We start from the raw sequence: 21,004 nt of genomic DNA, 5'->3' as shown, positions 1-21,004 counted from the left end.
GCGCTATGCCTTTTGAGTTGATGCTTCTTGAATGAATTGAATCGCCCGCGCCACCTCGACGCGGGTCTGTTCGCCTGCTTCGCGCAGCGGCTTCAGCGTCACCTGCTGCGCGGCGGCCTCGTCGTCGCCGATGATCACCGCATAACGTGCGCGACTGGCATCGGCCTTTTTCATCTGCGACTTGAAACTGCCGCCGCCGCAATGCAGGACGACGGCGAGTCCGACACTGCGCAGCGAACCTGCCACCTGCCAGGCAAAAGCCTGCGCCGCGTCGCCGGCATGGACGATATAGGCATCGGATGCCGGTGTCGCGATGGTGCGTCCGCCCGCTTCGACCAATGCCAGCAGTCGTTCGATACCCATCGCAAACCCGGCTGCAGGCGCCGGCTTGCCGCCCAGCTGCTCGACCAATCCGTCGTAGCGGCCGCCCGCACACACCGTGCCCTGCGCGCCAAGCTGGTCGGTCACCCATTCGAACACGGTGCGGTTGTAGTAATCCAGCCCGCGCACCAGCCTGGGATTGATCTCGAAGGCAATGCCATTCGCGCGAAGCAGCGTCTGCACCCCTTCGAAATGCGCCAGCGCTTCGTCCTCGAGCTCATCCATCAGCTTGGGCGCCGCATCGTTCAGTGCCTGCATCGCCGGGTTCTTGCTATCGAGGATGCGCAGCGGGTTGCTGTGCAGCCGGCGCCTGGCATCTTCGTCAAGCACGTCCTGGTGCGATGCGTAATAGGCGATCAGTTTCTCGCGGTGCCGCTGCCGCGCAGCATGATCGCCCAAGGTGTTGAGCTGAAGCGTCGGCGCGATGCCCAGTTCCTTCCACAGATCGGCGCACATCACGATCAGTTCGGCATCGACGTCCGGCCCGGCAAAGCCGAGCGCCTCGACGCCGACCTGGTGAAATTGCCGATAGCGGCCCTTTTGCGGACGCTCATGGCGGAACATCGGTCCGGTGTACCACAATCGCTTACCACCGTCGTACAACAGGTTGTGCTGGATCACCGCACGCACCGATGACGCCGTGCCTTCCGGGCGCAGCGTCAGCGATTCGCCGTTCAGTTCGTCGACGAAGGTATACATTTCCTTCTCGACAATGTCGGTCACTTCACCGATGGCACGCTTGAACAGCCCGGTATGCTCGAGAATCGGCGTACGTATCTCGCGGTAGCCATAGCGCCGCAGCCAGTCGCGCACGATCGCCTCGAACCCCTGCCACGTGTCGCTGACATCGGGCAGGCAGTCGTTCATGCCGCGCACGGATTGAATGTTGTTGCTCATAACTTAATCAGCAGAAATGCATTTCACGCAGTGCCGTAATGGCTGCGCACATAGTCTTCGACGATGGTCTGGAATTCTTCGGCTATTTTCTCGCCTTTCAGCGTCACCGTTTTTTCGCCGTCGACGTATACCGGCGCGACCGGCACTTCGCCCGTACCGGGCAACGAGATGCCGATATTGGCATGCTTGGACTCGCCAGGGCCGTTGACCACGCAACCCATCACCGCCACCTGCATGGATTCGACGCCGGGATACTGGCTGCGCCACACGGGCATCTGGGTACGCAAATAGGTTTCGATATCCTGCGCCAGTTCCTGGAATACGGTGGAGGTAGTGCGGCCGCAGCCAGGACAGGCCGTGACCTGGGGTGTGAATGCACGTAAGCCCAGCGCCTGCAGGATTTCCTGGCCGACACGGACTTCCTGAGTGCGCTCGCCGCCCGGCTCGGGCGTCAAGGATATCCGTATCGTGTCGCCGATGCCTTCCTGCAGCAACACCGACAAGGCCGCGGTCGAAGCGACGATGCCCTTGCTGCCCATGCCGGCTTCGGTCAATCCGAGGTGCAACGGGTAGTCGCACTGCGACGCCAGATCACGGTAGACCGAAATGAGATCCTGTACCCGGCTCATCTTGCATGACAGGATGATCTTGTCGCCACCGAGTCCCAGTTCCTCGGCTTTCCTGGCCGACTCGAGCGCAGATGCGACCATCGCGCGCCGCATCACGACCTCGGCGTCTTCCGGCTGCGCAAGCCGGGCATTGTCGTCCATCATGCGCGCTGCCAGCGCCTGGTCGAGGCTGCCCCAGTTGACGCCAATGCGCACCGGCTTGTCGTAGCGGCATGCCACCTCGATCAGCGTGGCGAACTGCTCGTCGCGCTTGTTGCCGCGTCCGATATTGCCGGGATTGATGCGCAGCTTGGCCAGCGCTTCTGCGCACTCGGGCACCTGGGTCAAGAGCTTGTGGCCGTTGAAATGGAAATCGCCGATCAACGGCACGCGACAGCCCAGCACGTCGAGGCGCTCACGAATGCGCGGCACCGCAGCGGCGGCGTCCAGCGTGTTGACGGTCAGCCGCACCAGTTCCGATCCAGCCTCGGCGAGCGCCTGCACCTGACGCACGGTCGCGGTGATATCGACGGTGTCGGTGTTGGTCATCGACTGCACCACCACGGGGGCGTCACCGCCGACCCGCACTTGGCCGATCTGCACCTGACGGGTGGGACGACGGATAATCTGGGACATCATTCTTCCAGCGTGAAGCGGGCAACCGTCACGTCAATAAAGGGTTTCAGGTCGATGGGGCGGCCGTTGTACGTCATCTGCACTTGCGTGGCATTGCCGATCACCACATCGAAGGGAGGCTGGCCGTGAACGTCCGCGCTGCTACCTGCGGGATTGAGTTGACGCATCAGCATGCGACCGCTGGCATCCTTGATCTCGGTCCACGACTCGTCGCCAAAATCGAGGTGCAGCACACTGCCCTCCGCCGCAGACTCGGTCGTCACAGACGTCGTAGCCTCAGGCGACGTACCGTCAGCCGCAGCAGGGATCACGGGCGACACGGGCGCAGGCGACACGACATCAGCCGGCGCAGTGACAGGGGCGGTTGCGACGGCCGGTGCCGGACGCGGCTGCATGACGGCGGGGGTCGGCACGTCAGGGCGCTCGCCCCCATCGCTGTTGAGCCACGCATACAAGGCAACCGGCACGGCCACCACCAGCAACAGGCCGAGCAGCGACAGGATCAGCCACGGGGAAGTCAGCCATGACCGCGGCAGCGCCGGTTCGGTCGGGACGAACGCAGCCGGTTCGGTGGGAGCGCCATCCATGCGCGCCAGCAGGGACTCCGGCACCAGCCCCAACAGACGCGCATAGTTCCGCACAAAGCCACGTGCGAAAACGGGTTGGCCCAGGCTCTCGAAGTCGTCCCGTTCCATCGCCTCCACCTGGCGATGCATCAGACGCAGGCGCATGGCTGCATTGTCCAGCGTAATGCCCTGCGCTTCGCGTGCCTCCCGCAAAATCTGGCCGACCGAGGCCAGCCCACTCCCACTCATTCGAAATGTCCCGTCAGCAACTGCTGCGTCTCGTTCGAATCGGGGAAGCGTTTGCGCAGCTGCAAGGCATAGGCGGCTTCCTGCGCCCGATCACCCAGCTTGCGTTCCAGCCGCACGCCCAGCCACAGGCTTTCGGCGGACGGAGGCGCCAGCTCGTCATGCCGCCCCAGCAGGCGCTGCGCTTCCGCCAGGCGCCCTTGGCGGAAATACAGTCCGGCCAGCTTGAGGACGGAGTTGGGGCTATCGGGCTGCAGTTTGAGCGCCTTGCCCAGATTGGCCTCGGCCAACGCGATATCGCCCTTCTTTTCGGCGCACAAACCGGCATTGGTCATGGCCAGTTCGGGCTGCGTATACAAAGGGTTGCGAATGGCAGCGCTGAATTGTGCCAGGCCTTCATCGTAGCGGCCGCGGGTACAGAGAAACCAGCCGTAGTTGTTGTGCGCGTTCGAATCGTTGCGATCGAGTTCAATGGCGCGGCGAAAATTTTCCTCGGCCAGCTTGTCCTCGGCCAAATCCATGTAGATCATGCCGTAGATGTTGTAGGCCGGGCCATAGCGATTGTCAGCCGTGATCGCCTTACGCAACTCGTCGAGCGCGACCTTGTACTGGGTACGCGCGACATAGGCCCCGGCCAGATCCGTGAATGCACGGGCACGTTCGCGGCTCTGGCTGTCAGCCTCGCTGGCGGCCACACCGCCGCTCCCGTCCATCGGCTGTGCTGCGCAGCCCGCCAGCAATGCCGCTGCAACCAGTACCCCTACCCATTTCTTCACGCTGCCTCCTTGTGCATTCGTTTCATGACACGCCCGCTCTTGTCCGCGACTTTCCCGGCCAGCTGCCCGCAAGCCGCATCGATATCGTCACCGCGCGTCTTGCGCGTGGTCACCACCAAGCCTGCATCCTGCAGGATCTGGCGAAACACGCGCATCGACTCTGCCCGCGGTTTTTCGTAGCCCGAGTCCGGAAACGGATTGAAGGGAATGAGGTTGAACTTGCACGGCACGTCGCGCGTCAGCTCGACCAACTGGCGTGCATGCTCGGGCTGGTCGTTCACGCCGGCCAGCATCACGTATTCGAAGGTGATGAAGTCGCGCGGCGCATGCACCAGATAACGTCGGCAGGCGGCCATCAGTTCGCGCAACGGATACTTCTTGTTGATCGGCACGATCTGGTCGCGCAACGCATCGTTGGGCGCATGCAGGCTCACTGCCAGCGCGACCGGACAACGTTCGGCCAGGCGGTCCATCGCCGGCACCAGGCCGGATGTGGATACCGTCACCCGCCGCCGCGACAGGCCGTAGGCATGGTCATCAAGCATGATCCCGAGCGCGGTCACCACATTCTCGAAATTCGCCAGCGGCTCGCCCATGCCCATCATCACCACATTGGTCACGGGCCGGTCGGAAATTTCGCCTGCGCCGTGATTAAAGGTAGTGCGATTCGGCTCGGTCTTGAGGCTGTGGTGCGCCACCCACAACTGGCCGATGATTTCGGCCACCGTCAGGTTACGATTGAAGCCCTGCCGCCCGGTCGAGCAGAAGGTGCACTCCAGCGCGCAGCCGACCTGTGACGACACGCACAGCGTGCCGCGATCATCCTCCGGGATGAACACGGTTTCGATGCCGTTGGCGACCCCGACGTCGAACAGCCACTTGCGCGTGCCGTCCGCCGAAGTATGCGCGTAGTTGATCGCCGGCGCCTGCACGCAGGCCTGCTGCTGGAGTTTCTCGCGCAGGCTCTTGGCGATGTCGGTCATCTGCGCGAAATCGGCCACCCCGGACTGGTGCATCCAGTGGAACACCTGACGGGCACGAAACGGCTTTTCGCCGAGTTCGGTGAACCAGGCGGTCAGGCCATCCAGATCGAAATCGAGCAGATTCTGCGGCATGCGTGGGGTTTAGCGGCATGCGTGGGGTTTAGCGGCCTGCGTAGACTTCGCTGGCCGGGAAGAAATAGGCGATTTCGATCGCCGCGGTTTCCGGAGCGTCGGAACCGTGCACGGCATTGGCATCGATGCTCTCGGCGAAGTCGGCGCGGATGGTGCCCGCTTCCGCCTTCTTCGGGTCGGTCGCGCCCATCAACGCGCGGTTCTTGGCGATCGCGTCTTCGCCTTCCAGGACCTGCAGCACCACCGGACCCGAGATCATGAAATCGACCAGATCCTTGAAGAACGGACGATCCTTGTGCACGGCGTAAAAGCCCTCGGCTTCCTGGCGCGACAAATGCTTCATTTTCGACGCAACGACCTTGAGGCCATTGCTCTCGAAACGGCTGACGATCTTGCCAATCACGTTCTTGGCGACGGCATCGGGTTTGATGATGGAAAAAGTGCGCTGAACAGCCATGTGTATGCTCCAGACAAAAGAGGGAAAACAGGAAAAAAGGTTCAAAAAACCATGAAAATCAGCCCGCTAGAATAACATGGCCCACCCCAGACTGTCTTGTCCTGCCGGCGGGCGGCGGTTTGCCGGGCTTGCCCCGGCGCATGCAACGCCATGGCTCGTCAGGGTTCGACGTGCGGCAGCAGCCCCGCCTCACCCGGCGCGGCCCCCAGGTCGGCGTCAAAGCCGATTCCCGCCGCCCACACCAATCGGCCGTCGCACCACATCAGCGGCATGCGTGCCCGCTGCCAGGGCGGGATCCCGTGTTCCTGCAACAGGTTCTTCAGGCTGCGCCGAGGACCGCCGGCGTGAAGCCTGAGGTGCTCACCGCCCGCCCGTACACCAAGCGTGACGTCGCCTGCGGCCAGCGCCGTCTGCCGGAGCCCCGTTCCGCTCGCCCGGTCCATCCGCACGCTGACCCCGGCGGCCGGCACCCAGATTGCCGCCTCGCCCTGCCAGCGTATCGGCTCCGTCCAGCGCGGCAACGGCGCCACCAGATAGGCCCCGCCGCGGTAGCGCCACAACTCCACCTGTCCCAGATTGACGCGCACCCGCGCATCCTCATGCGCATCCCGCAACTGGTGCAGGGCCTCATCGAGCCGGCGCAGGCTGGGCATGGGCTGGCCGTGCTGCTCGATGAAGTGGCGCAGCAGGTTGCGGGCCCGCACAGTCGAGAGGCGCGCCAGCGCGGCACAGTCGAGACGGTCGCCGGCGATGGCCGCACCTGCATCCAGCCGTGCCAGATCGTCCAGTAATTCTGCGGCATCGGCCTGCAGCGCGGCCGCACGTGCCAAGGTGCGGCCGGCGCCGGGAAAATGCTGCGCCAGCAACGGCATCACCTGCTGACGTAGCGCGTTGCGGCGATATCGGGTGTCCCGGTTACTTTCGTCGTCGATCCAAGCAAGGCCCTGCTCCCGCGCGGTACGCAACAACTCGGCGCGAGGAATGGACAGCAACGGCCGCAATTGGGTTGCGTGCCAGCCAGGCTGGCCTTGCCGTTCGGCCATGGCCGCCAGCCCTTTCGGCCCGGCGCCACGCAGCAATTGCAGTAGAAGTGTCTCGGCCTGATCGTCCTGATGGTGTGCCGTGAGGAGAAAATCCACATCCAACGCAGCAAAGATGCGTTGACGTTCCCGCCGCGCAGCCGCTTCGATGCCGGCCGGATCGTCGCGTGCGATCTGCACACGATGGACGGCCAGTTCAACTGCGTGCGTTGCACATAGCCGGTCGCAGAAATCAGCCCAGTCGTCCGCATGGGGCGACAGGCCATGGTGCACGTGCACCGCCTGCAGTTCGAATGGATGGAGGTCGCGCAACGTCAGCAGGGCATGCAGCAGGGTGACAGAATCGAGCCCGCCCGACAGGGCCAGCGTCAGCCGTGCATGCGGAGGAGCGTGGCGGCCAAGCACGTCCGCCACCTCTGCAATGATCGCCTTATTTGGCGGGGGTTTCCTTGAAGCTTCCATACGCCCGCAGACGCTGGTAACGCGTATCCAACAGGGCGTCGAGCGACTGTTTGCGCAATTCGGCGAGCGTATCGGTCAGTGCGCGGCGCATCGCCTGGAACATGGCGTCCCAGTCGCGCTGCGCGCCTCCCAGCGGCTCTTCGACGATGCGGTCGACCAGCCCGTTGGCTTTCAGGCGATCGGCGGTGATGCCCAGAGTTTCGGCAGCAACCGAGGCCTTGTCGGCGCTCTTCCACAGGATCGAGGCGCAGCCTTCCGGCGAGATCACCGAATAGGTGGAGTACTGCAGGATCAGCATGCGGTCGCCGACGCCGATCGCCAGCGCGCCGCCCGAACCGCCTTCGCCGACGATGGTGCACACGATCGGCGTCTTCAGCTCGGCCATCACATAGAGATTGCGCGCGATCGCCTCGGATTGCCCGCGTTCCTCAGCGCCGATGCCGGGATAGGCTCCCGGCGTGTCGATGAAGGTGAAGATCGGCAGGCCGAACTTTTCGGCGAGGCGCATCAACCGCAGCGCCTTGCGGTAGCCCTCGGGACGCGGCATGCCAAAATTGCGGTAGATCTTTTCCTTGGTGTCGCGGCCCTTCTGGTGGCCGATCACCATCACCGGTTCGCCGTTGAAGCGAGCCATGCCACCGACGATCGCGGCATCGTCGGCATAGGCACGATCGCCGTGCAGTTCGACGAAATCGGTGAACAGCCCCTGCACATAGTCCAGCGTATACGGGCGCTGCGGATGGCGCGCCACCTGCGACACCTGCCAGGCATTGAGCTTGGCGTAGATGTCCTTGGTGAGCGTCTGGCTCTTCTTCTGCAGGCGGCGGATTTCTTCCGAAATATCCAGCGCGGAGTCATCCTGCACAAAGCGTAGTTCTTCGATCTTGGCTTCGAGCTCCGCAATCGGCTGCTCGAAATCGAGGAAAGTGGTTTTCATCGGTGGTCTTTATCAAACTGTCACAAAAACAGGTCAGCCGGGCATTTTAGCAGCCCGACGCCTTTTACCATCCGATTCGGCGCCATGTGGCTTAATGATGGTGATGGCCGTGCGCACCGTGCGCGTGACGATGGGCGACTTCGTCCGCCGTCGCCGCACGCACGTCGGCCACGACGCACTGAAAATGCACGGCCTGGCCGGCGTAGGGATGATTGCCGTCGACCACCACCTTGTCTTCGGCAACATCGGTTACGGTGTAGAGCATTTCCTCGCTGCCGTCGACTGGTGAACCGACGAACTGCATGCCGACCTCGATGTCGGCAGGAAATGACTCACGCGGTTCCAGCCGCACCAGATCTTCCTCGAATTCGCCGAATGCATCGGCCGGCTGCAACTTGAGGTCGACGGTCTCGCCGACGGCCTTGCCTTCCAGCGCCTGTTCCACCAACGGGAAAATGTTGTCGTAGCCACCGTGCAGATAGCTGACCGGCTCGTCGCTCTCCTCCAGCAGCTTGCCGTCCATATCCTTGACGATATAGGTGATGGTGACCACGGTATCCTTGCCAATATTCACTTGAGTTCCTTTACCAGTTGGAGCACTTCCGCCGCATGGCCGCGGCTGGAAACGCCATACAGTGCGTGACGGATGACGCCCTGTTTGTCGATGATGAAGGTGGAGCGAACCATGCTCTTGCGCATGACGCCATCCACTTCCTTGTCCTGCAGCACGCCATATGCCGTACAGGTGGCCTGCTCCTTGTCGGCCAGCAGCCTCACGCTGATGCCGTGCTTGTCGCGAAACTCGCCATGCTTGATGCAATCGTCGCGCGAAACGCCGAGTACGGCGGCACCCAATTTGGAGAACGCGTCTTCCAGTTCGGAAAACTCGATCGCTTCAGTCGTGCAGCCCGGTGTATCGTCGCGCACATAGAAATACAGCACCAGCGTCTTGCCCCGGAACTGGGACAACTCGACGATGTTCATGTCCGCGTCGGGGTTGGAAAAGTCCGGCGCCCGATCTCCTGCTTTCAGCATGGGTTACTCCGCCTTAGTATCTTTCCGGCAGCATTCTAACAGCCCTGCAGGTGCCGCATCGCTATAATCGCGTCCATGATGACTGCCTTGCTCGGTGGCTTGAGCCCCACCCGTTTCCTGCGCGATGTCTGGCACAAGCGTCCGCTCCTGATCCGCAACGCCGTACCCGGCTTCACCGGCCTCTTGTCTCCCGGCGAGATGCAGCAACTGGCCGCCCGCGACGATGTGGAATCGCGGTTGGTCCAGGGCAGCGGCACGCACTGGCAGCTCGACCACGGCCCGTTCAGCAAACGCGATTTCAAGCGCCTGCCCAAGACCGACTGGACGCTGCTGGTACAGTCGCTCAATCACCTCCTGCCCGCAGCTGACGCCTTGCTGGCATGCTTCAACTTCATCCCGCATGCCCGCCTCGACGACCTGATGGTGAGCTACGCCGTGTCCGGCGGCAGCGTGGGGCCGCATTTCGATTCCTACGACGTCTTCCTGCTGCAGGGGCAAGGCCACCGCCGTTGGCGGATCAGCACGCAGTCCGACCTGACGATCCTGGACGACGTGCCGCTGAAAATCCTCCGGCGTTTCGAGGCGGAAGACGAATGGGTGCTCGGCCCCGGCGACATGCTCTATCTGCCGCCGCATGTCGCGCATTACGGCGTCGCCGAGGACGAATGCATGACCTATTCGATCGGCTTTCGCGCACCCACTACCGAAGAAATGGCCCACGGCTTTCTGATGCATCTGCAGGACACGATCGCGCTTGAGGGCCGTTATGCCGACCCCGATCTGCGCCTGCAAGCCCATCCCGGTGAAATCGGCCGCGCGATGCTGAGCCAGATCGAGGACATGATCGCCAAAATCAAATGGAGCAAGCGCGACATCGCCGAGTTCGCCGGGCGCTACCTGTCCGAACCCAAGCCGAATGTTTTTTTCGATGCGCCGGACACGCCGCTCAACCGGAGCGCCTTCAACAAATACACGAACAAGCATGGCGTCGCGCTCAATCCCAAATCGCGTCTGCTGTTCACCGGAAAGCGCTTTTTCATCAACGGCGAGGCTTTCACGCCTGCAGCCGGCGAGACCGCCGCACTGAAGCAACTGGCCGACCAGCGCCATCTCGCGCCGCCCGTGCCTGCCCCCCTGCGCGAACGTTTGTACGACTGGTATGAAGCTGGCTGGCTGGAGACCGACACCCCATGAACGTCCTTGAAACCCCTGCCGAATTCCGTGCCGCATTCGACACGCTGGTGGCCGCGACGCACCGCCAGTTGCGCGTGTACGACCATGACCTGAGCCTGCTGGACCTCGACGACGCGTCACGGCTCGCCACATTGCGCGCACTCTGCGTGGCAGGCGGCGGGCGCCGCATCGAACTGCTGCTCGACGACATCAGCCGCGTCGCACGGGACCACCCCCGCCTGATACTGCTGCTACGGGATTTCGGCCATGTCCTCGAAATCCGCCAGGCCGACCCCGACGCGCCCCGTCCCGACCAGGCGTTTGTGCTGGCGGACCGTCACGGCGTGCTGCTACGCGCCGACAAGTCCGTAGTGCATGGCACCCTGCACCTGGACGAGCCCGGCAGTGCAACGGCGCTGCACCAAAGCTTCGAGGGGATGTGGCAGCGCGCACCGGCCAGCGTGTCGGCGACGATGCTGGGTTTGTGAACCCTAGAGCCCGCTCAGCCAGTCCAGCTCGGGCTTGCTGAAGCCGGCTTGGCGGCGCGCCGCCAGATTGAACGGTGGCTTCAGGGGCGGCGCATCGTAATCCACCAGCAACTGGCGGAACGTCGCTTCGGACTCCAGTCCGCGCGCTACGCACAGCCAGTTGAACCAACGGCTGCCGATGGCGACATGGCCGATCTCGTCGCGCTCGATGACAGCGAGAATCTCGACCATGCGCGTGTCGTGCGCGGCCTTCAGCTTGTCGACGATCAACGGCGTGGTATCGAGCCCGCGTGCCTCCAGCACGCGCGGCACCAGTGCCATGCGCACCAGCGGGTCGTGTGCGGTTTTCAGTGCCATGTCCCACAGGCCGTTATGCGCCGGGAAATCCCCGTAGGCAAACCCCAGCGTCGCCAGATGCGCACTCAACAGTTCGAAATGCAGCGCTTCCTCGTCCGCGACCGAAAGCCAGTCGGCGTAATACGTCGGCGGCATGCCGGCAAAGCGGTGCGCCGCATCGAGCGCCAGATTGATGGCATTGAATTCGATATGCGCCAGCGCATGGATGAGCGCCGCCCGGCCAGCCAGCGTGTCGGTACGGCGCCGCGGCACCTGGTGCGGCGCGACCCGCTCGGGTTTGTCAGGCTGTCCGGGCTGGTCGATGGGAACGCGTGGCGTCCCGGCCGCAAGATCGACCCGGCCCGCCCGCCAGTCGGCCCACAACGCGTGCACACAGCATGTTTTGTCCCCCGGCAGGCGGGCGTGCAGACACGCGGCCACACGCCGAGGCAACGAATCTAGCGCCGATCCACCCACCGGATGCCCATCAGCGCGATGGTCAGGAAAATCAGCAAGGGCAGAATCGATACCACGACAACCGGCCAGTCGTTCAGCAAACCGAGATGGCCGAACAGCCGGCTCAGCAGATGAAAACCGAGTCCGGCCAGAATCCCGATGAAAATCTTGCTGCTGGTACCGCCGGAACGCGGCCCCTGGATCGCAAACGGCATGGCGATCAGCATCATGATCGGGATGACGAAGGGCCCGACGAACTTCGACCACAAGGCCAGTTCATAGCGCGTGGCCTTCTGGCCGTTTTCCTTGAGATGCGCAACATAGCGCCACAGGGTACGTGCCGACATCTGTTCCGGTGCGATCAGCAGCACGCTGAGGATGTCCGGGGTGAGCACCGACTGCCAGTTCAGGTGCGCATTCCGGATCGCATGAATACCGTCGGCGTCGAACCGGGTTTCCACTACCTGCTGCAGGTCCCAGGTCTGGCCGCCGCGCCAGTGGGCCTCCTGGGCCGCACGGATCCAGCCGAGGCGACCGTCTGCGTCGAAGCCGTAAATCTCGATATCGCGCAAAGTGTTGTCCGGCATCACTTCGCGCACATTGATGAACGCGCTGCGATCCTTGACCCACAGGCCGGAACGGAACTGCTGCGCCACGACGGAATGGGTGGCCAGCAATTTGTAGCGTTGCGCCGCCTGCTCCGACCACGGCGCGACATACTCGCCAATGATCAGCACCAGCAGCGACAGCAGCACGCCGATCGCGCTGAAATAACCGGCCACACGCCAGTTGGAGAGGCCCGATACGCGCATCACCGCATATTCGGAATTGCCCACCAGGCGCGACAACGTGAACAGGGTACCAATCAACGCAGCCACCGGCAGGATTTCATACAGATGCCCGGGAACGTTGAGCATCACCACCACAGCCGCCTGGCCGAGACCGTAATTGTTGCGGCCCAGCGCACCCAGTTCCTGGATCACGTCGAAAAACGCAAACAGCACCAGGAGCGCCAGCAGCACGAAGGCCGAGGCAAGCAGGACCTGCCCGCCCAGGTAGCGCGCGAGCAGCCTCATGCACGCCTCCCGCGCGGCGCAAATTGACGGGTTCGCAGCCAGAACAGGGCGGCCACGGCGAACAGCATCACCAGATGAGACGCCACCATCCCCCCCCAGGGGTTGAGTTTGTCCTGGGCCACCCAGGCCTGCGTCAAGGACAGCAGGTTGTTGTAGACAAAGTACAGCAGCAACGCGGTCATCAGCCCGTAGGAACGGCGTGCCCGCGTGTTGACGAAACTGAGCGGAATGGCCATGACGGCAAGGATGAGTGCAGACACGGGCACCCCTACCCGCCACAGCAGTTCGGCCCGCGCCGGTGGCGTCTTGTCGGCCAGCAATTCGTTCAGGGGCGCCTGGCGGATGCCGGTTTCCTTGCCGTTCACGGGAACCGGGTCGAGCCGCATCCAGTAGCGCTCGAATTGCACAATGCGGTAATCGAGTTTGCCGGGCGTTCCCTCATATCGGCGTCCATCCTTGAACACCAGATAACGTGAACCGTCAGGCATTTCCGTGTGACTCCCCTCGCGCGCCACCACTAGGCCGAGCTGGCCGTCGATGCGCGACTGCATGAAGACGTTGCGCACAATGCCGGTCAGCGGATTCAGCGACTCCACGTAATAAACGCGCTGGCCGGCGGTGGATTCGGCAAACATGCCGGGGGCGATCAGCGAACTTTCGCTGCGACTGCGCAGGTCCTGGCGATACTCAATTTTTTTGGTCTGTGCCCACGGATTGATCACCAGCGTAATCAACAGGATGACCAGCGAGAACGGCACGGCGAACGCCAGCACCGGCCGCATCCATTGCGTCAGCGACAGGCCTGCATTGAACCAGATCACCATTTCGCTGTCCCGCCACATACGCGACAAGGGCAGCAGCACACCGGCAAACAGGGCGATCGTCATCAATACCGGCAGGAAGAACAGCAGCGAAAAGCCGAGAAAGGAAAAAACCGCCTCGTTGGCAAGTTCGCCGCGCGCCACGTCGCCGAGCAGGCGGATGAACAACACGACCAGCGCGATCGCGACCAGCACCGTCAGCACGGCGCCGGTGGTGAGCGCCATCTCACGGGTCAGCGCGCGGCGATAGAGCATGGGGATGGCCGGAAACCGTTCACAAAATGAACGGGCTTTTGACATTCCACCGCGCCCGCGCCAATAATCGCCCAATGGGCAACGCCGAATTTCGGCGCGACACTCCAACTGGCTACGCCTGACGGCGGCGCAGGGACAAATTGTATTTTTTTGAGCACGGACATGGAAAACAAGGAAATCGAACTCGAATTTAGCATAAAAAGCGGCGCCCCCGAAAAACAGCGCACGGCCTGCGTCGTCGTCGGCGTGTTCGAAAGTCGCAAGCTGTCAGGACCGGGTATCGACGTCGACCGTGCCAGCGACGGCTATCTGTCGGACATCCTGCGCGGCGGCGACATGGAAGGCAAGGCCGGTAGCACGCTGCTGTTGCACCGGGTACCCAACATCCTGGCCGACCGTGTCCTGCTTGTCGGACTTGGCAAGGAACGCGACTTCCATGAAAAGGGCTACCGCGACGCCATCGCCTGCGCGGTGCGAACGCTGCGTGATACCGGGTCGATGGAAGCCACCATCACACTCAGCGAAATCCCGGTGAAGAAACGCGACGTCACCTGGAACGTCGAACAGGCCGTGGTCAGCGCCCACGATGCCTTGTATCGCTTCGATCACATGAAGAGCAAGTCCAGCGAGACGCGCCGCCCGCTCAAACGTGTCATTTTTGCCGTGTCGCGGCGCGGCGAGTTGAAATACGGCGAGACCGGACTTGCGCGCGGGCTGGCCATCGCCCATGGCATCGGCCTGGCCAAGGATCTTGGCAATACACCTTCCAATATCTGCACGCCGGAATATCTGGCCGGCGAAGCGAAGAAGATGGCGAAAGCCCACGGTTTCGGCTGCGAGATTCTCGATTATGCCGCCTGCGAAAAACTGGGCATGGGCTCCTTCCTGTCAGTCGGCAAGGGCAGCGACAAACCGCCGCGTTTCATCGTGCTGAAACACGAAGGCGGTGCCAAGGGCGACAGGCCCGTAGTACTGGTCGGCAAGGCAGTCACCTTCGACGCCGGCGGCATTTCGCTCAAACCCCCCGCCGAGATGGACGAGATGAACTACGACATGAGCGGCGGCGGCGCAGTCATCGGCGCCTTCCGCGCCATCGGCGAACTGGGCCTGCCGCTCAACGTCGTCGGCCTCATCCCGGCCTGCGAAAACATGCCGGATGCCAACGCCAACAAACCCGGCGACATCGTCACCTCGATGTCCGGCCAAACCATCGAAATCCTCAACACCGATGCCGAAGGCCGCCTGATCCTGTGCGATGCGCTGACCTATGCCGAACGCTTCGAACCCGACGCCGTGGTCGACCTGGCCACGCTCACCGGTGCCTGCGTGATCGCGCTCGGCGCCCACCCGAGTGCGCTCTACAGCAACCACGACCCGCTGGCGCGCGAAATCGAGCACGCCGCCGACCATGCCTGGGACCGCGTCTGGCGCATGCCGCTATGGGACGACTATCAAGAGCAACTGAAGAGCAGCCTGGCCGACATGGCCAACATCGGCGGCCGCCCGGCCGGCTCGATCACCGCAGCCTGCTTCCTGTCGCGCTTCACCAAGAAATATCACTGGGCGCACCTCGACATCGCCGGCACCGCCTACAAGGGCGGCCGTGAAAAAGGCTCGACCGGACGGCCGGTGTCGCTGCTGGTGCATTTCCTTCTGAACCGCGCCCAGAAATAAGCTGCCCGCAGTGACCGAAATCACCTTCTACACGTTTGCCGACAACCCCCTTGACGTCGCCCGCCGCGTCGCCACCAAGGCGCTCGGCCAGGGCAGGCAGGTGATGATCTACGCGCCGGACGCGGCGGTGGCCGATGCCATCGACCGCCTGTTATGGACGACGCCTGCGCTGGGATTTGTGCCGCACTGCCGCGACAGCGACGCGTTGGCAAGCGAAACGCCAATACTGATTGGCGCCGACGCCGATGCCTTGCGCCAGGCAGACGTGATGATCAACCTGCATCACGAACAGCCTCCCGCCTTTGCCCGCTTCGAGCGGCTGGTCGAAATCATCGGTCAGGACGAAAGCGGACGCGAACAGGGCCGCGCCCGTTACCGTTTCTATCAGACGCGCGGCTATGCCTTGAAAACACACGACCTGCGTCAGCCCGCCGGCTAGGAGGTTCCCCATGAGCGACAGCCCCTTGTTGAACAAGATGGATGCGCTGCTGAAAAAGCATCGCGGCGGCGCCGAGGGCGAGGCGGCAACCGAACCGCCGGGGCCTTGCGCGCAGGCTACGCCACCCGACGCCTGGCTGCCTGTGCTCACCCACGTGATCGAACGTGGAACCCCCCCTGAACCTGCCGCCCCGCCTGCAAGCCCGCTCCCCTCACCCGCTTCACCGTCCATTCAAGCCGAAACGCCCGCTGCCGAGCCCCTGCCTTCTGCTGTAAGCGACACGCTGGCCGAGCAATTGATGAGCGAACTGGCGCCCAGACTGTCCGAGGTCATGGAGAAACAGGTCGCCGCCGAACTGCGCAAGAACATCGACCAGACCGTGTCGAGCCTGCTCAGCCAGCTCGACGTCAATGTCCGGGAAATCGTGCGGGACGCCGTCGCCGAGAAACTCAAGCAGCCGCGCGACCCATCAAGCCGATAGCCTAGCGCCCATTGCGTCGTTGAATTAATCCCGGGCGGTCGTAACTTGTCCCAAGGCTTTTTTGGGATAATCACGGCTTTGCCCGCACGCCATGGAACTCGCCAAATCCTTCGAACCGGCCGATATCGAAAAACGCTGGTACGCCCAGTGGGAAAGCGCCGGCTATTTCAAGGCCGGCGACACGCCCGACGCTCCCGCCTACTGCATCATGCTCCCGCCGCCGAATGTCACCGGCACGCTGCACATGGGCCATGCTTTCCAGCACACCCTGATGGACGCCCTCACCCGCTACCACCGCATGGCGGGCGACAATACCCTGTGGCAGCCTGGCACCGACCATGCAGGCATCGCCACGCAGATCGTAGTGGAGCGCCAGCTCGATGCGCAGAACATCTCGCGCCACGACCTCGGACGCGAAAAATTCCTCGAAAAAGTCTGGGAATGGAAAGCGCATTCCGGCTCCACCATCACGCGGCAGATGCGCCGGCTCGGCACCAGTCCCGACTGGTGCCGCGAACGCTTCACCATGGATGCCGGGCTGTCGAAGGCGGTCACCGAAGTCTTCGTGCGGCTCTATCGCGAAGGCCTGATCTACCGCGGCAAGCGGCTGGTGAACTGGGATCCGGTACTCGGAACGGCGGTGTCCGACCTTGAGGTCGTCAGCGCTGAGGAAGACGGCTTCATCTGGGAGATCAACTATCCGCTAGAGGACGGCTCTGGCTTCCTGACCGTCGCCACCACCCGCCCGGAAACCCTGCTCGGCGACACCGCCGTCGCCGTGCATCCAGAGGATGCACGCTACGCGCATCTGATCGGCAAGCACGTCCGTCTACCGATCGCCGAACGCAGCATCCCCGTCATCGCGGACGAATACGTCGATCGCGAGTTCGGCACCGGCGTGGTCAAGATCACCCCTGCGCACGACTTCAACGACTGGCAGGTCGGGCAACGCCACAAGCTCATGGCGATCAGCGTGCTGACGCTCGACGCCAAAATGAACGAGTTCTGCCCCGCCGAATACCAGGAGCTCGACCGTTACGACGCGCGCCAGAAACTGCTCGACGCACTGCAGACGAAAGGCCTGCTAGTCTCGGCCAAGCCGCACAAGCTGATGATCCCGCGCGGCGACCGCACCCACGCGGTGATCGAGCCGATGCTCACCGACCAGTGGTTCATGAGCATGGAAGGCCTGGCCAAGCAAGGGCTCGCCGCGGTCGACTCCGGCGAACTGAAATTCGTGCCGGAAAACTGGACCACCACTTACCGGCAGTGGCTGGAAAACATCCAGGACTGGTGCGTCTCGCGCCAGTTGTGGTGGGGCCACCGCATCCCGGCGTGGTACGACGCCGACGGCGAGTTCTACGTCGCGCACACGGAGGAAGATGCGAGGAAGCAGGCCGGCGGCCGCGAACTGACGCAGGACAATGACGTACTCGACACCTGGTTCTCCTCCGCACTATGGCCCTTCTCGACCCTGGGCTGGCCCGAGCAGACGCCGGAACTGGAGCGCTACCTGCCGACTTCGGTGCTGGTCACCGGCTTCGACATCATCTTCTTCTGGGTTGCCCGCATGGTGATGATGTCAAAGCACCTTACCGGCAAGGTCCCGTTCCGCGAGGTGTACGTCACCGGCCTGGTGCGCGACTCCGAAGGCCAGAAAATGAGCAAGTCGAAGGGCAACGTGCTCGACCCGATCGACCTCATCGACGGCATTGCGGTGGGCGACCTCGTCGCCAAGCGCACCCAGGGCCTGATGAACCCCAAGCAGGCCGCCAGCATCGAGAAACGCACCCGCAAGGAGTTCCCCGATGGCATCGCGGCCTACGGCACCGATGCGCTACGCTTCACCTTCGCGAGCCTCGCCACGCACGGCCGCGACATCAAGTTCGATCTGCAGCGCGCCGAGGGCTACCGCAATTTCTGCAACAAGCTGTGGAACGCCACCCGTTTCGCGCTGATGAACCTGGAAGGCCACGACTGCGGGCAGGATGCCGACCAGCCGATGGATTTCTCCGATGCCGACCGCTGGATCGCCGCACGCCTGCAACAGGCCATCGGCGACGTGCACGAGGCCTTCGCCGCCTACCGCTTCGACCAGGCCGCGCGCGCCATCTACGAATTCGTGTGGGACGAATACTGTGACTGGTATCTGGAACTCGCCAAGGTACAGCTGAACAGCGGTACGCCCGAGCAACAGCGCGCCACCCGCCGCACTCTCGCCACGGTACTCGAAACCACGCTGCGGCTCGCCCACCCCATCATTCCTTTCATCACCGAGGAACTGTGGCAGAAAGTCGCGCCGCTGGCTGGCGTGGGCGGCGAAAGCATCATGCTCGCACCGTATCCGCAGATCGACGAATCACAGCGCCACCCCGACAGCTTAGTGCGCATCCAGCTGCTGAAGGAACTGGTCAATGGCTGCCGCACCCTGCGCGGAGAAATGAACCTGTCACCCGCCCAGCGCGTGCCGCTGGTAATCGAAGGCGATGCCGGCGTGATCAACGCGCTCGCCCCCTACATTGTTGCGCTGGGCAAACTTAGCGAAGTCAGCGCGGTGACCGCGCTGCCGGAAGCCGACGCCCCTGTCGCGCTGGTCGGCGACATGCGACTAATGCTGGTGGTGGAAATCGACAAGGACGAAGAACGCGCCCGCCTCGCCAAGGAAATCGCCCGTATCCAGGGCGAAATCAGGAAAGCCGAAACCAAGCTTGCCAACCCCAGCTTTGTCGACAAGGCTCCCGCTGCCGTGGTGCAGCAGGAACAGGCCCGGCTGGCCGATTTTGCGGCCATGTTGCAGAAGCTGGAGGCGCAGCATGCACGGCTGAATTGATTACCTGCTGCTCAATTTTCCCACACCTCACGCCGTCTTAAACCCGTATAAAAAAGCCGGGGTCGAAACCCCGGCCTTGATCAGCCTTCCCAACCGCTGGGAATTACATCTTCCAGCTGTATTGGATACCCAAGGAGTTCTGATACATCTGGATTTTTTCTGTTCCGGACGGAGGATTTCCGCTGAAAGCCGGAAGTATCGAGGTTCCCGTCACATCATTCTTGAATGCATGCATATAAGCCACGGTCAACTCGTTGCCCGAAGCCAGCGTGTAGGTTAAGCCTAGGGTAGCGTGATCCTTGACCACGCCCGGCGCCAGAATGTTAAAGGTCACATCACTTGCCTGGATGGGATTATCACCATGGTTGTAGCCCGCACGCAGGGTCAGTTGCTGAGAGTATTTGTATTCAACACCCAGTTTCCATACGTCAATATCCTGCCACCCAAATCCGGGGCCGTTGTCGGCGCCAAGAGGAGCCGGAATGAAGGCATTGGCACTGGGATTGTTGATCGAGTTCACACCGGAATAGTTAATGCGCTGATAATCCAGCGCAACCAAGAACAAAGGGGTTGCCTGCCAAGCCACGCCTAGGTTGTAGTTCTCGGGAATGTCAAAGCCACCCTGCTCCGCAAACAAGCCTTTGTACTTGGAGAATTCGTCGAATTTCATCTTCGAAGCATAGGCCGCGCCAATGGTCACGGTCGGGGAGATTTTGCCCATATAGCCAATACGCACACCGTAACCAAACGAATCGTCATAACCACGGTTGGTCAGATTGGCCGAATCAGAAGAAGCCCCTGCAAAGGCGTGTAGCCCCTCTGCCTTGAAACGCTGGTAGCCGATCAGCGGCGAAATGCCAATGGAGTGATTGGGTGCAATTTTGTACGCGGCGGTCGGCGCAACGATCAGTTGCATCAGGTCAACTCCAAGTTTGCCTTGGCCACACAGCAGGTTACCAGGTTGTCCATTAGCAGCGCCACCAGCACAGATGCCCAAATCCGTTTGGCCAGGGGCATAATTACTATTCATGCCGCCGTTGCCATATACCGTCACGCCCAACGCCAGATCGGGAGCGTACATATGGTTGTAGCCGAACTCCGGGACGATGAAGTATTTGGAATCGCTATCGACCGAACCATCAAACGGCCCCAGTCCCGTGCGGCTGGCTTCACGCCGAGGACTGAACAGATCCGCGCCCAAATCAAGGCGGTTACCGACAAACGCCATCGAGGCCGGGTTGTTCGCGCCGCCGAAGGCATCGTCGGACATGGCCGTGGCTGCGCCACCCATGCCTTTGGCCTTCATGCCGTAACCGTGCGAAAAATAGCCATTGGTGGCATAGGCGCTGCCGGCCAGACCGGCCAAAGCCATGAATGCGAATACGCGGGTGAACTTCATTATTGTCTCCTAGGGGCAAAGTTATTACGGATCAGCCATATTGAATGGCCTGACTTGAAGGCTACGCGTGCACTGGGGCTTAGACAAGCCAGCCAGCGCAGCCCACTGAACAATCTGTACCGAATGTGGTACAAAAGACACATAAAAAAAGAGCCGAATGGATTCGGCTCTTTTTCATGATGCGGGAATGCTGCTTCAGCGACTGTTTCTTAAATGAACAGGCAGATGTCGGTTTCGCCGGCAAATTCGAAGAAGGTCGCCGCACCGCCGTACTCAAGGCCGTCGATGAAGTCGGAATGTTCGAAGCCGAACAGTTCGACGGTCATCTGGCAGGCGAGGAATTTGACTTCGGCTTCCTGGCACAGCTCGCGCAGGTCAGGGATGGTCGCCACGCCATTGTTGGCGATGGTCTGCTTCATC

21 protein-coding genes are annotated in these 21,004 nt (G+C 62.4%); 6 read left to right on the top strand and 15 right to left on the bottom strand.

Annotated elements, in window-relative coordinates:
• Positions 1–3: 3 nt before the first annotated feature.
• The 10 genes from hisS to ABT23_RS07160 form a co-directional block, all read right to left on the bottom strand.
• Positions 4–1,278, bottom strand: coding sequence for a histidine--tRNA ligase (gene hisS, locus ABT23_RS07205; protein WP_296633220.1), 1,275 nt, complete (start codon positions 1,276–1,278; stop codon positions 4–6).
• A 23-nt stretch (positions 1,279–1,301) separates the two neighbouring features.
• On the bottom strand, positions 1,302–2,522 hold the full coding sequence (gene ispG / locus ABT23_RS07200) for a flavodoxin-dependent (E)-4-hydroxy-3-methylbut-2-enyl-diphosphate synthase (RefSeq protein WP_296633350.1): 1,221 nt from the start codon (positions 2,520–2,522) through the stop codon (positions 1,302–1,304).
• On the bottom strand, positions 2,522–3,337 hold the full coding sequence (locus tag ABT23_RS07195; protein WP_296633218.1) for a RodZ domain-containing protein: 816 nt from the start codon (positions 3,335–3,337) through the stop codon (positions 2,522–2,524). Before ABT23_RS07195 ends, ispG begins: the two co-directional genes overlap by 1 nt.
• Positions 3,334–4,110: a type IV pilus biogenesis/stability protein PilW gene (gene pilW, locus ABT23_RS07190; RefSeq protein WP_296633215.1), complete on the bottom strand. Its 777-nt coding sequence runs from the start codon at positions 4,108–4,110 to the stop codon at positions 3,334–3,336. The genes ABT23_RS07195 and pilW overlap by 4 nt, the downstream gene beginning before the upstream one ends.
• A complete protein-coding gene (gene rlmN / locus ABT23_RS07185; RefSeq protein ID WP_296633213.1) occupies positions 4,107–5,225 on the bottom strand; it encodes a 23S rRNA (adenine(2503)-C(2))-methyltransferase RlmN in 1,119 nt (372 codons plus the stop codon). The genes pilW and rlmN overlap by 4 nt, the downstream gene beginning before the upstream one ends.
• A gap of 28 nt (positions 5,226–5,253) precedes the next feature.
• Positions 5,254–5,682: a nucleoside-diphosphate kinase gene (ndk, locus tag ABT23_RS07180; protein WP_296633211.1), complete on the bottom strand. Its 429-nt coding sequence runs from the start codon at positions 5,680–5,682 to the stop codon at positions 5,254–5,256.
• A gap of 158 nt (positions 5,683–5,840) precedes the next feature.
• Positions 5,841–7,136, bottom strand: coding sequence for a tRNA lysidine(34) synthetase TilS (gene tilS / locus ABT23_RS07175; protein WP_296633209.1), 1,296 nt, complete (start codon positions 7,134–7,136; stop codon positions 5,841–5,843).
• A 16-nt stretch (positions 7,137–7,152) separates the two neighbouring features.
• Positions 7,153–8,121: an acetyl-CoA carboxylase carboxyltransferase subunit alpha gene (locus tag ABT23_RS07170; protein ID WP_296633207.1), complete on the bottom strand. Its 969-nt coding sequence runs from the start codon at positions 8,119–8,121 to the stop codon at positions 7,153–7,155.
• A gap of 91 nt (positions 8,122–8,212) precedes the next feature.
• Positions 8,213–8,695 carry a peptidylprolyl isomerase gene (locus tag ABT23_RS07165; protein ID WP_296633204.1) on the bottom strand — a complete coding sequence of 161 codons (483 nt, stop codon included), beginning with the start codon at positions 8,693–8,695 and terminating at the stop codon, positions 8,213–8,215.
• On the bottom strand, positions 8,692–9,156 hold the full coding sequence (locus ABT23_RS07160; protein ID WP_296633202.1) for a peroxiredoxin: 465 nt from the start codon (positions 9,154–9,156) through the stop codon (positions 8,692–8,694). Before ABT23_RS07160 ends, ABT23_RS07165 begins: the two co-directional genes overlap by 4 nt.
• Positions 9,157–9,231: 75 nt before the next feature.
• Here ABT23_RS07160 and ABT23_RS07155 point away from each other — a divergent pair, with 75 nt between their 5' ends.
• Together ABT23_RS07155 and ABT23_RS07150 are read left to right on the top strand one after the other, a co-directional pair.
• On the top strand, positions 9,232–10,350 hold the full coding sequence (locus ABT23_RS07155; protein ID WP_296633200.1) for a cupin domain-containing protein: 1,119 nt from the start codon (positions 9,232–9,234) through the stop codon (positions 10,348–10,350).
• On the top strand, positions 10,347–10,817 hold the full coding sequence (locus tag ABT23_RS07150; RefSeq protein ID WP_296633198.1) for a hypothetical protein: 471 nt from the start codon (positions 10,347–10,349) through the stop codon (positions 10,815–10,817). Before ABT23_RS07155 ends, ABT23_RS07150 begins: the two co-directional genes overlap by 4 nt.
• Positions 10,818–10,820: 3 nt before the next feature.
• Here the strand turns inward: ABT23_RS07150 and ABT23_RS07145 are convergent, their stop codons facing one another.
• Genes ABT23_RS07145 through lptF form a run of 3 tightly spaced genes read right to left on the bottom strand, consistent with a single transcriptional unit; the run spans position 10,821 to position 13,761 of the window.
• Positions 10,821–11,606 (bottom strand): ferritin-like domain-containing protein, encoded by a 786-nt coding sequence (locus ABT23_RS07145; RefSeq protein WP_296633195.1) that lies wholly within the window; start codon positions 11,604–11,606, stop codon positions 10,821–10,823.
• 5 nt (positions 11,607–11,611) lie between these two features.
• Positions 11,612–12,685, bottom strand: coding sequence for an LPS export ABC transporter permease LptG (lptG, locus tag ABT23_RS07140; protein WP_296633194.1), 1,074 nt, complete (start codon positions 12,683–12,685; stop codon positions 11,612–11,614).
• A complete protein-coding gene (lptF, locus tag ABT23_RS07135) occupies positions 12,682–13,761 on the bottom strand; it encodes an LPS export ABC transporter permease LptF (protein WP_296633192.1) in 1,080 nt (359 codons plus the stop codon). The genes lptG and lptF overlap by 4 nt, the downstream gene beginning before the upstream one ends.
• Positions 13,762–13,923: 162 nt before the next feature.
• Here lptF and ABT23_RS07130 point away from each other — a divergent pair, with 162 nt between their 5' ends.
• The 4 genes from ABT23_RS07130 to ABT23_RS07115 all read left to right on the top strand — a co-directional run bounded on the left by ABT23_RS07130 (position 13,924) and on the right by ABT23_RS07115 (position 19,185).
• Complete coding sequence (locus ABT23_RS07130; protein ID WP_296633189.1) at positions 13,924–15,435, top strand: leucyl aminopeptidase; 1,512 nt, start codon at positions 13,924–13,926, stop codon at positions 15,433–15,435.
• Positions 15,436–15,445: 10 nt separating this feature from the next.
• Positions 15,446–15,874, top strand: a complete 429-nt coding sequence (locus ABT23_RS07125) for a DNA polymerase III subunit chi (protein WP_296633186.1) — start codon at positions 15,446–15,448, stop codon at positions 15,872–15,874.
• A 10-nt stretch (positions 15,875–15,884) separates the two neighbouring features.
• On the top strand, positions 15,885–16,355 hold the full coding sequence (locus ABT23_RS07120; RefSeq protein ID WP_296633184.1) for a hypothetical protein: 471 nt from the start codon (positions 15,885–15,887) through the stop codon (positions 16,353–16,355).
• A gap of 91 nt (positions 16,356–16,446) precedes the next feature.
• Positions 16,447–19,185 carry a valine--tRNA ligase gene (locus ABT23_RS07115; RefSeq protein WP_296633181.1) on the top strand — a complete coding sequence of 913 codons (2,739 nt, stop codon included), beginning with the start codon at positions 16,447–16,449 and terminating at the stop codon, positions 19,183–19,185.
• Between the two features lie 103 nt (positions 19,186–19,288).
• On the opposite strand, the gene ABT23_RS07110 is transcribed toward ABT23_RS07115, so the two are convergent.
• Together ABT23_RS07110 and ABT23_RS07105 are read right to left on the bottom strand one after the other, a co-directional pair.
• Entirely contained in the window at positions 19,289–20,584 is a 1,296-nt protein-coding gene (locus tag ABT23_RS07110) for an outer membrane protein transport protein (RefSeq protein WP_296633179.1), read from the bottom strand.
• Between the two features lie 209 nt (positions 20,585–20,793).
• Positions 20,794–21,004 (bottom strand): DsrE/DsrF/DrsH-like family protein (locus ABT23_RS07105; protein WP_296633173.1); only part of this gene is annotated, 211 nt, incomplete at its 5' end.

Origin of the sequence: Thiobacillus sp. SCN 63-57, from assembly GCF_001725555.1 — a bacterium.
GTDB lineage: Bacteria > Pseudomonadota > Gammaproteobacteria > Burkholderiales > Thiobacillaceae > Thiobacillus.
This window is presented reverse-complemented; position numbering and strand designations above follow the sequence as displayed.

What these genes read in the sequence shown, in the direction of transcription:
- hisS (WP_296633220.1), bottom strand. Translation starts at nt 1,278, where the DNA reads ATGAGCAACAACATTCAATCCGTGCGCGGCATGAACGACTGCCTGCCC.
- ispG (WP_296633350.1), bottom strand. Translation starts at nt 2,522, where the DNA reads ATGTCCCAGATTATCCGTCGTCCCACCCGTCAGGTGCAGATCGGCCAA.
- ABT23_RS07195 (WP_296633218.1), bottom strand. Translation starts at nt 3,337, where the DNA reads ATGAGTGGGAGTGGGCTGGCCTCGGTCGGCCAGATTTTGCGGGAGGCA.
- rlmN (WP_296633213.1), bottom strand. Translation starts at nt 5,225, where the DNA reads ATGCCGCAGAATCTGCTCGATTTCGATCTGGATGGCCTGACCGCCTGG.
- ndk (WP_296633211.1), bottom strand. Translation starts at nt 5,682, where the DNA reads ATGGCTGTTCAGCGCACTTTTTCCATCATCAAACCCGATGCCGTCGCC.
- ABT23_RS07170 (WP_296633207.1), bottom strand. Translation starts at nt 8,121, where the DNA reads ATGAAAACCACTTTCCTCGATTTCGAGCAGCCGATTGCGGAGCTCGAA.
- ABT23_RS07160 (WP_296633202.1), bottom strand. Translation starts at nt 9,156, where the DNA reads ATGCTGAAAGCAGGAGATCGGGCGCCGGACTTTTCCAACCCCGACGCG.
- ABT23_RS07155 (WP_296633200.1), top strand. Translation starts at nt 9,232, where the DNA reads ATGATGACTGCCTTGCTCGGTGGCTTGAGCCCCACCCGTTTCCTGCGC.
- ABT23_RS07150 (WP_296633198.1), top strand. Translation starts at nt 10,347, where the DNA reads ATGAACGTCCTTGAAACCCCTGCCGAATTCCGTGCCGCATTCGACACG.
- lptG (WP_296633194.1), bottom strand. Translation starts at nt 12,685, where the DNA reads ATGAGGCTGCTCGCGCGCTACCTGGGCGGGCAGGTCCTGCTTGCCTCG.
- lptF (WP_296633192.1), bottom strand. Translation starts at nt 13,761, where the DNA reads ATGCTCTATCGCCGCGCGCTGACCCGTGAGATGGCGCTCACCACCGGC.
- ABT23_RS07130 (WP_296633189.1), top strand. Translation starts at nt 13,924, where the DNA reads ATGGAAAACAAGGAAATCGAACTCGAATTTAGCATAAAAAGCGGCGCC.
- ABT23_RS07120 (WP_296633184.1), top strand. Translation starts at nt 15,885, where the DNA reads ATGAGCGACAGCCCCTTGTTGAACAAGATGGATGCGCTGCTGAAAAAG.
- ABT23_RS07115 (WP_296633181.1), top strand. Translation starts at nt 16,447, where the DNA reads ATGGAACTCGCCAAATCCTTCGAACCGGCCGATATCGAAAAACGCTGG.
- ABT23_RS07110 (WP_296633179.1), bottom strand. Translation starts at nt 20,584, where the DNA reads ATGAAGTTCACCCGCGTATTCGCATTCATGGCTTTGGCCGGTCTGGCC.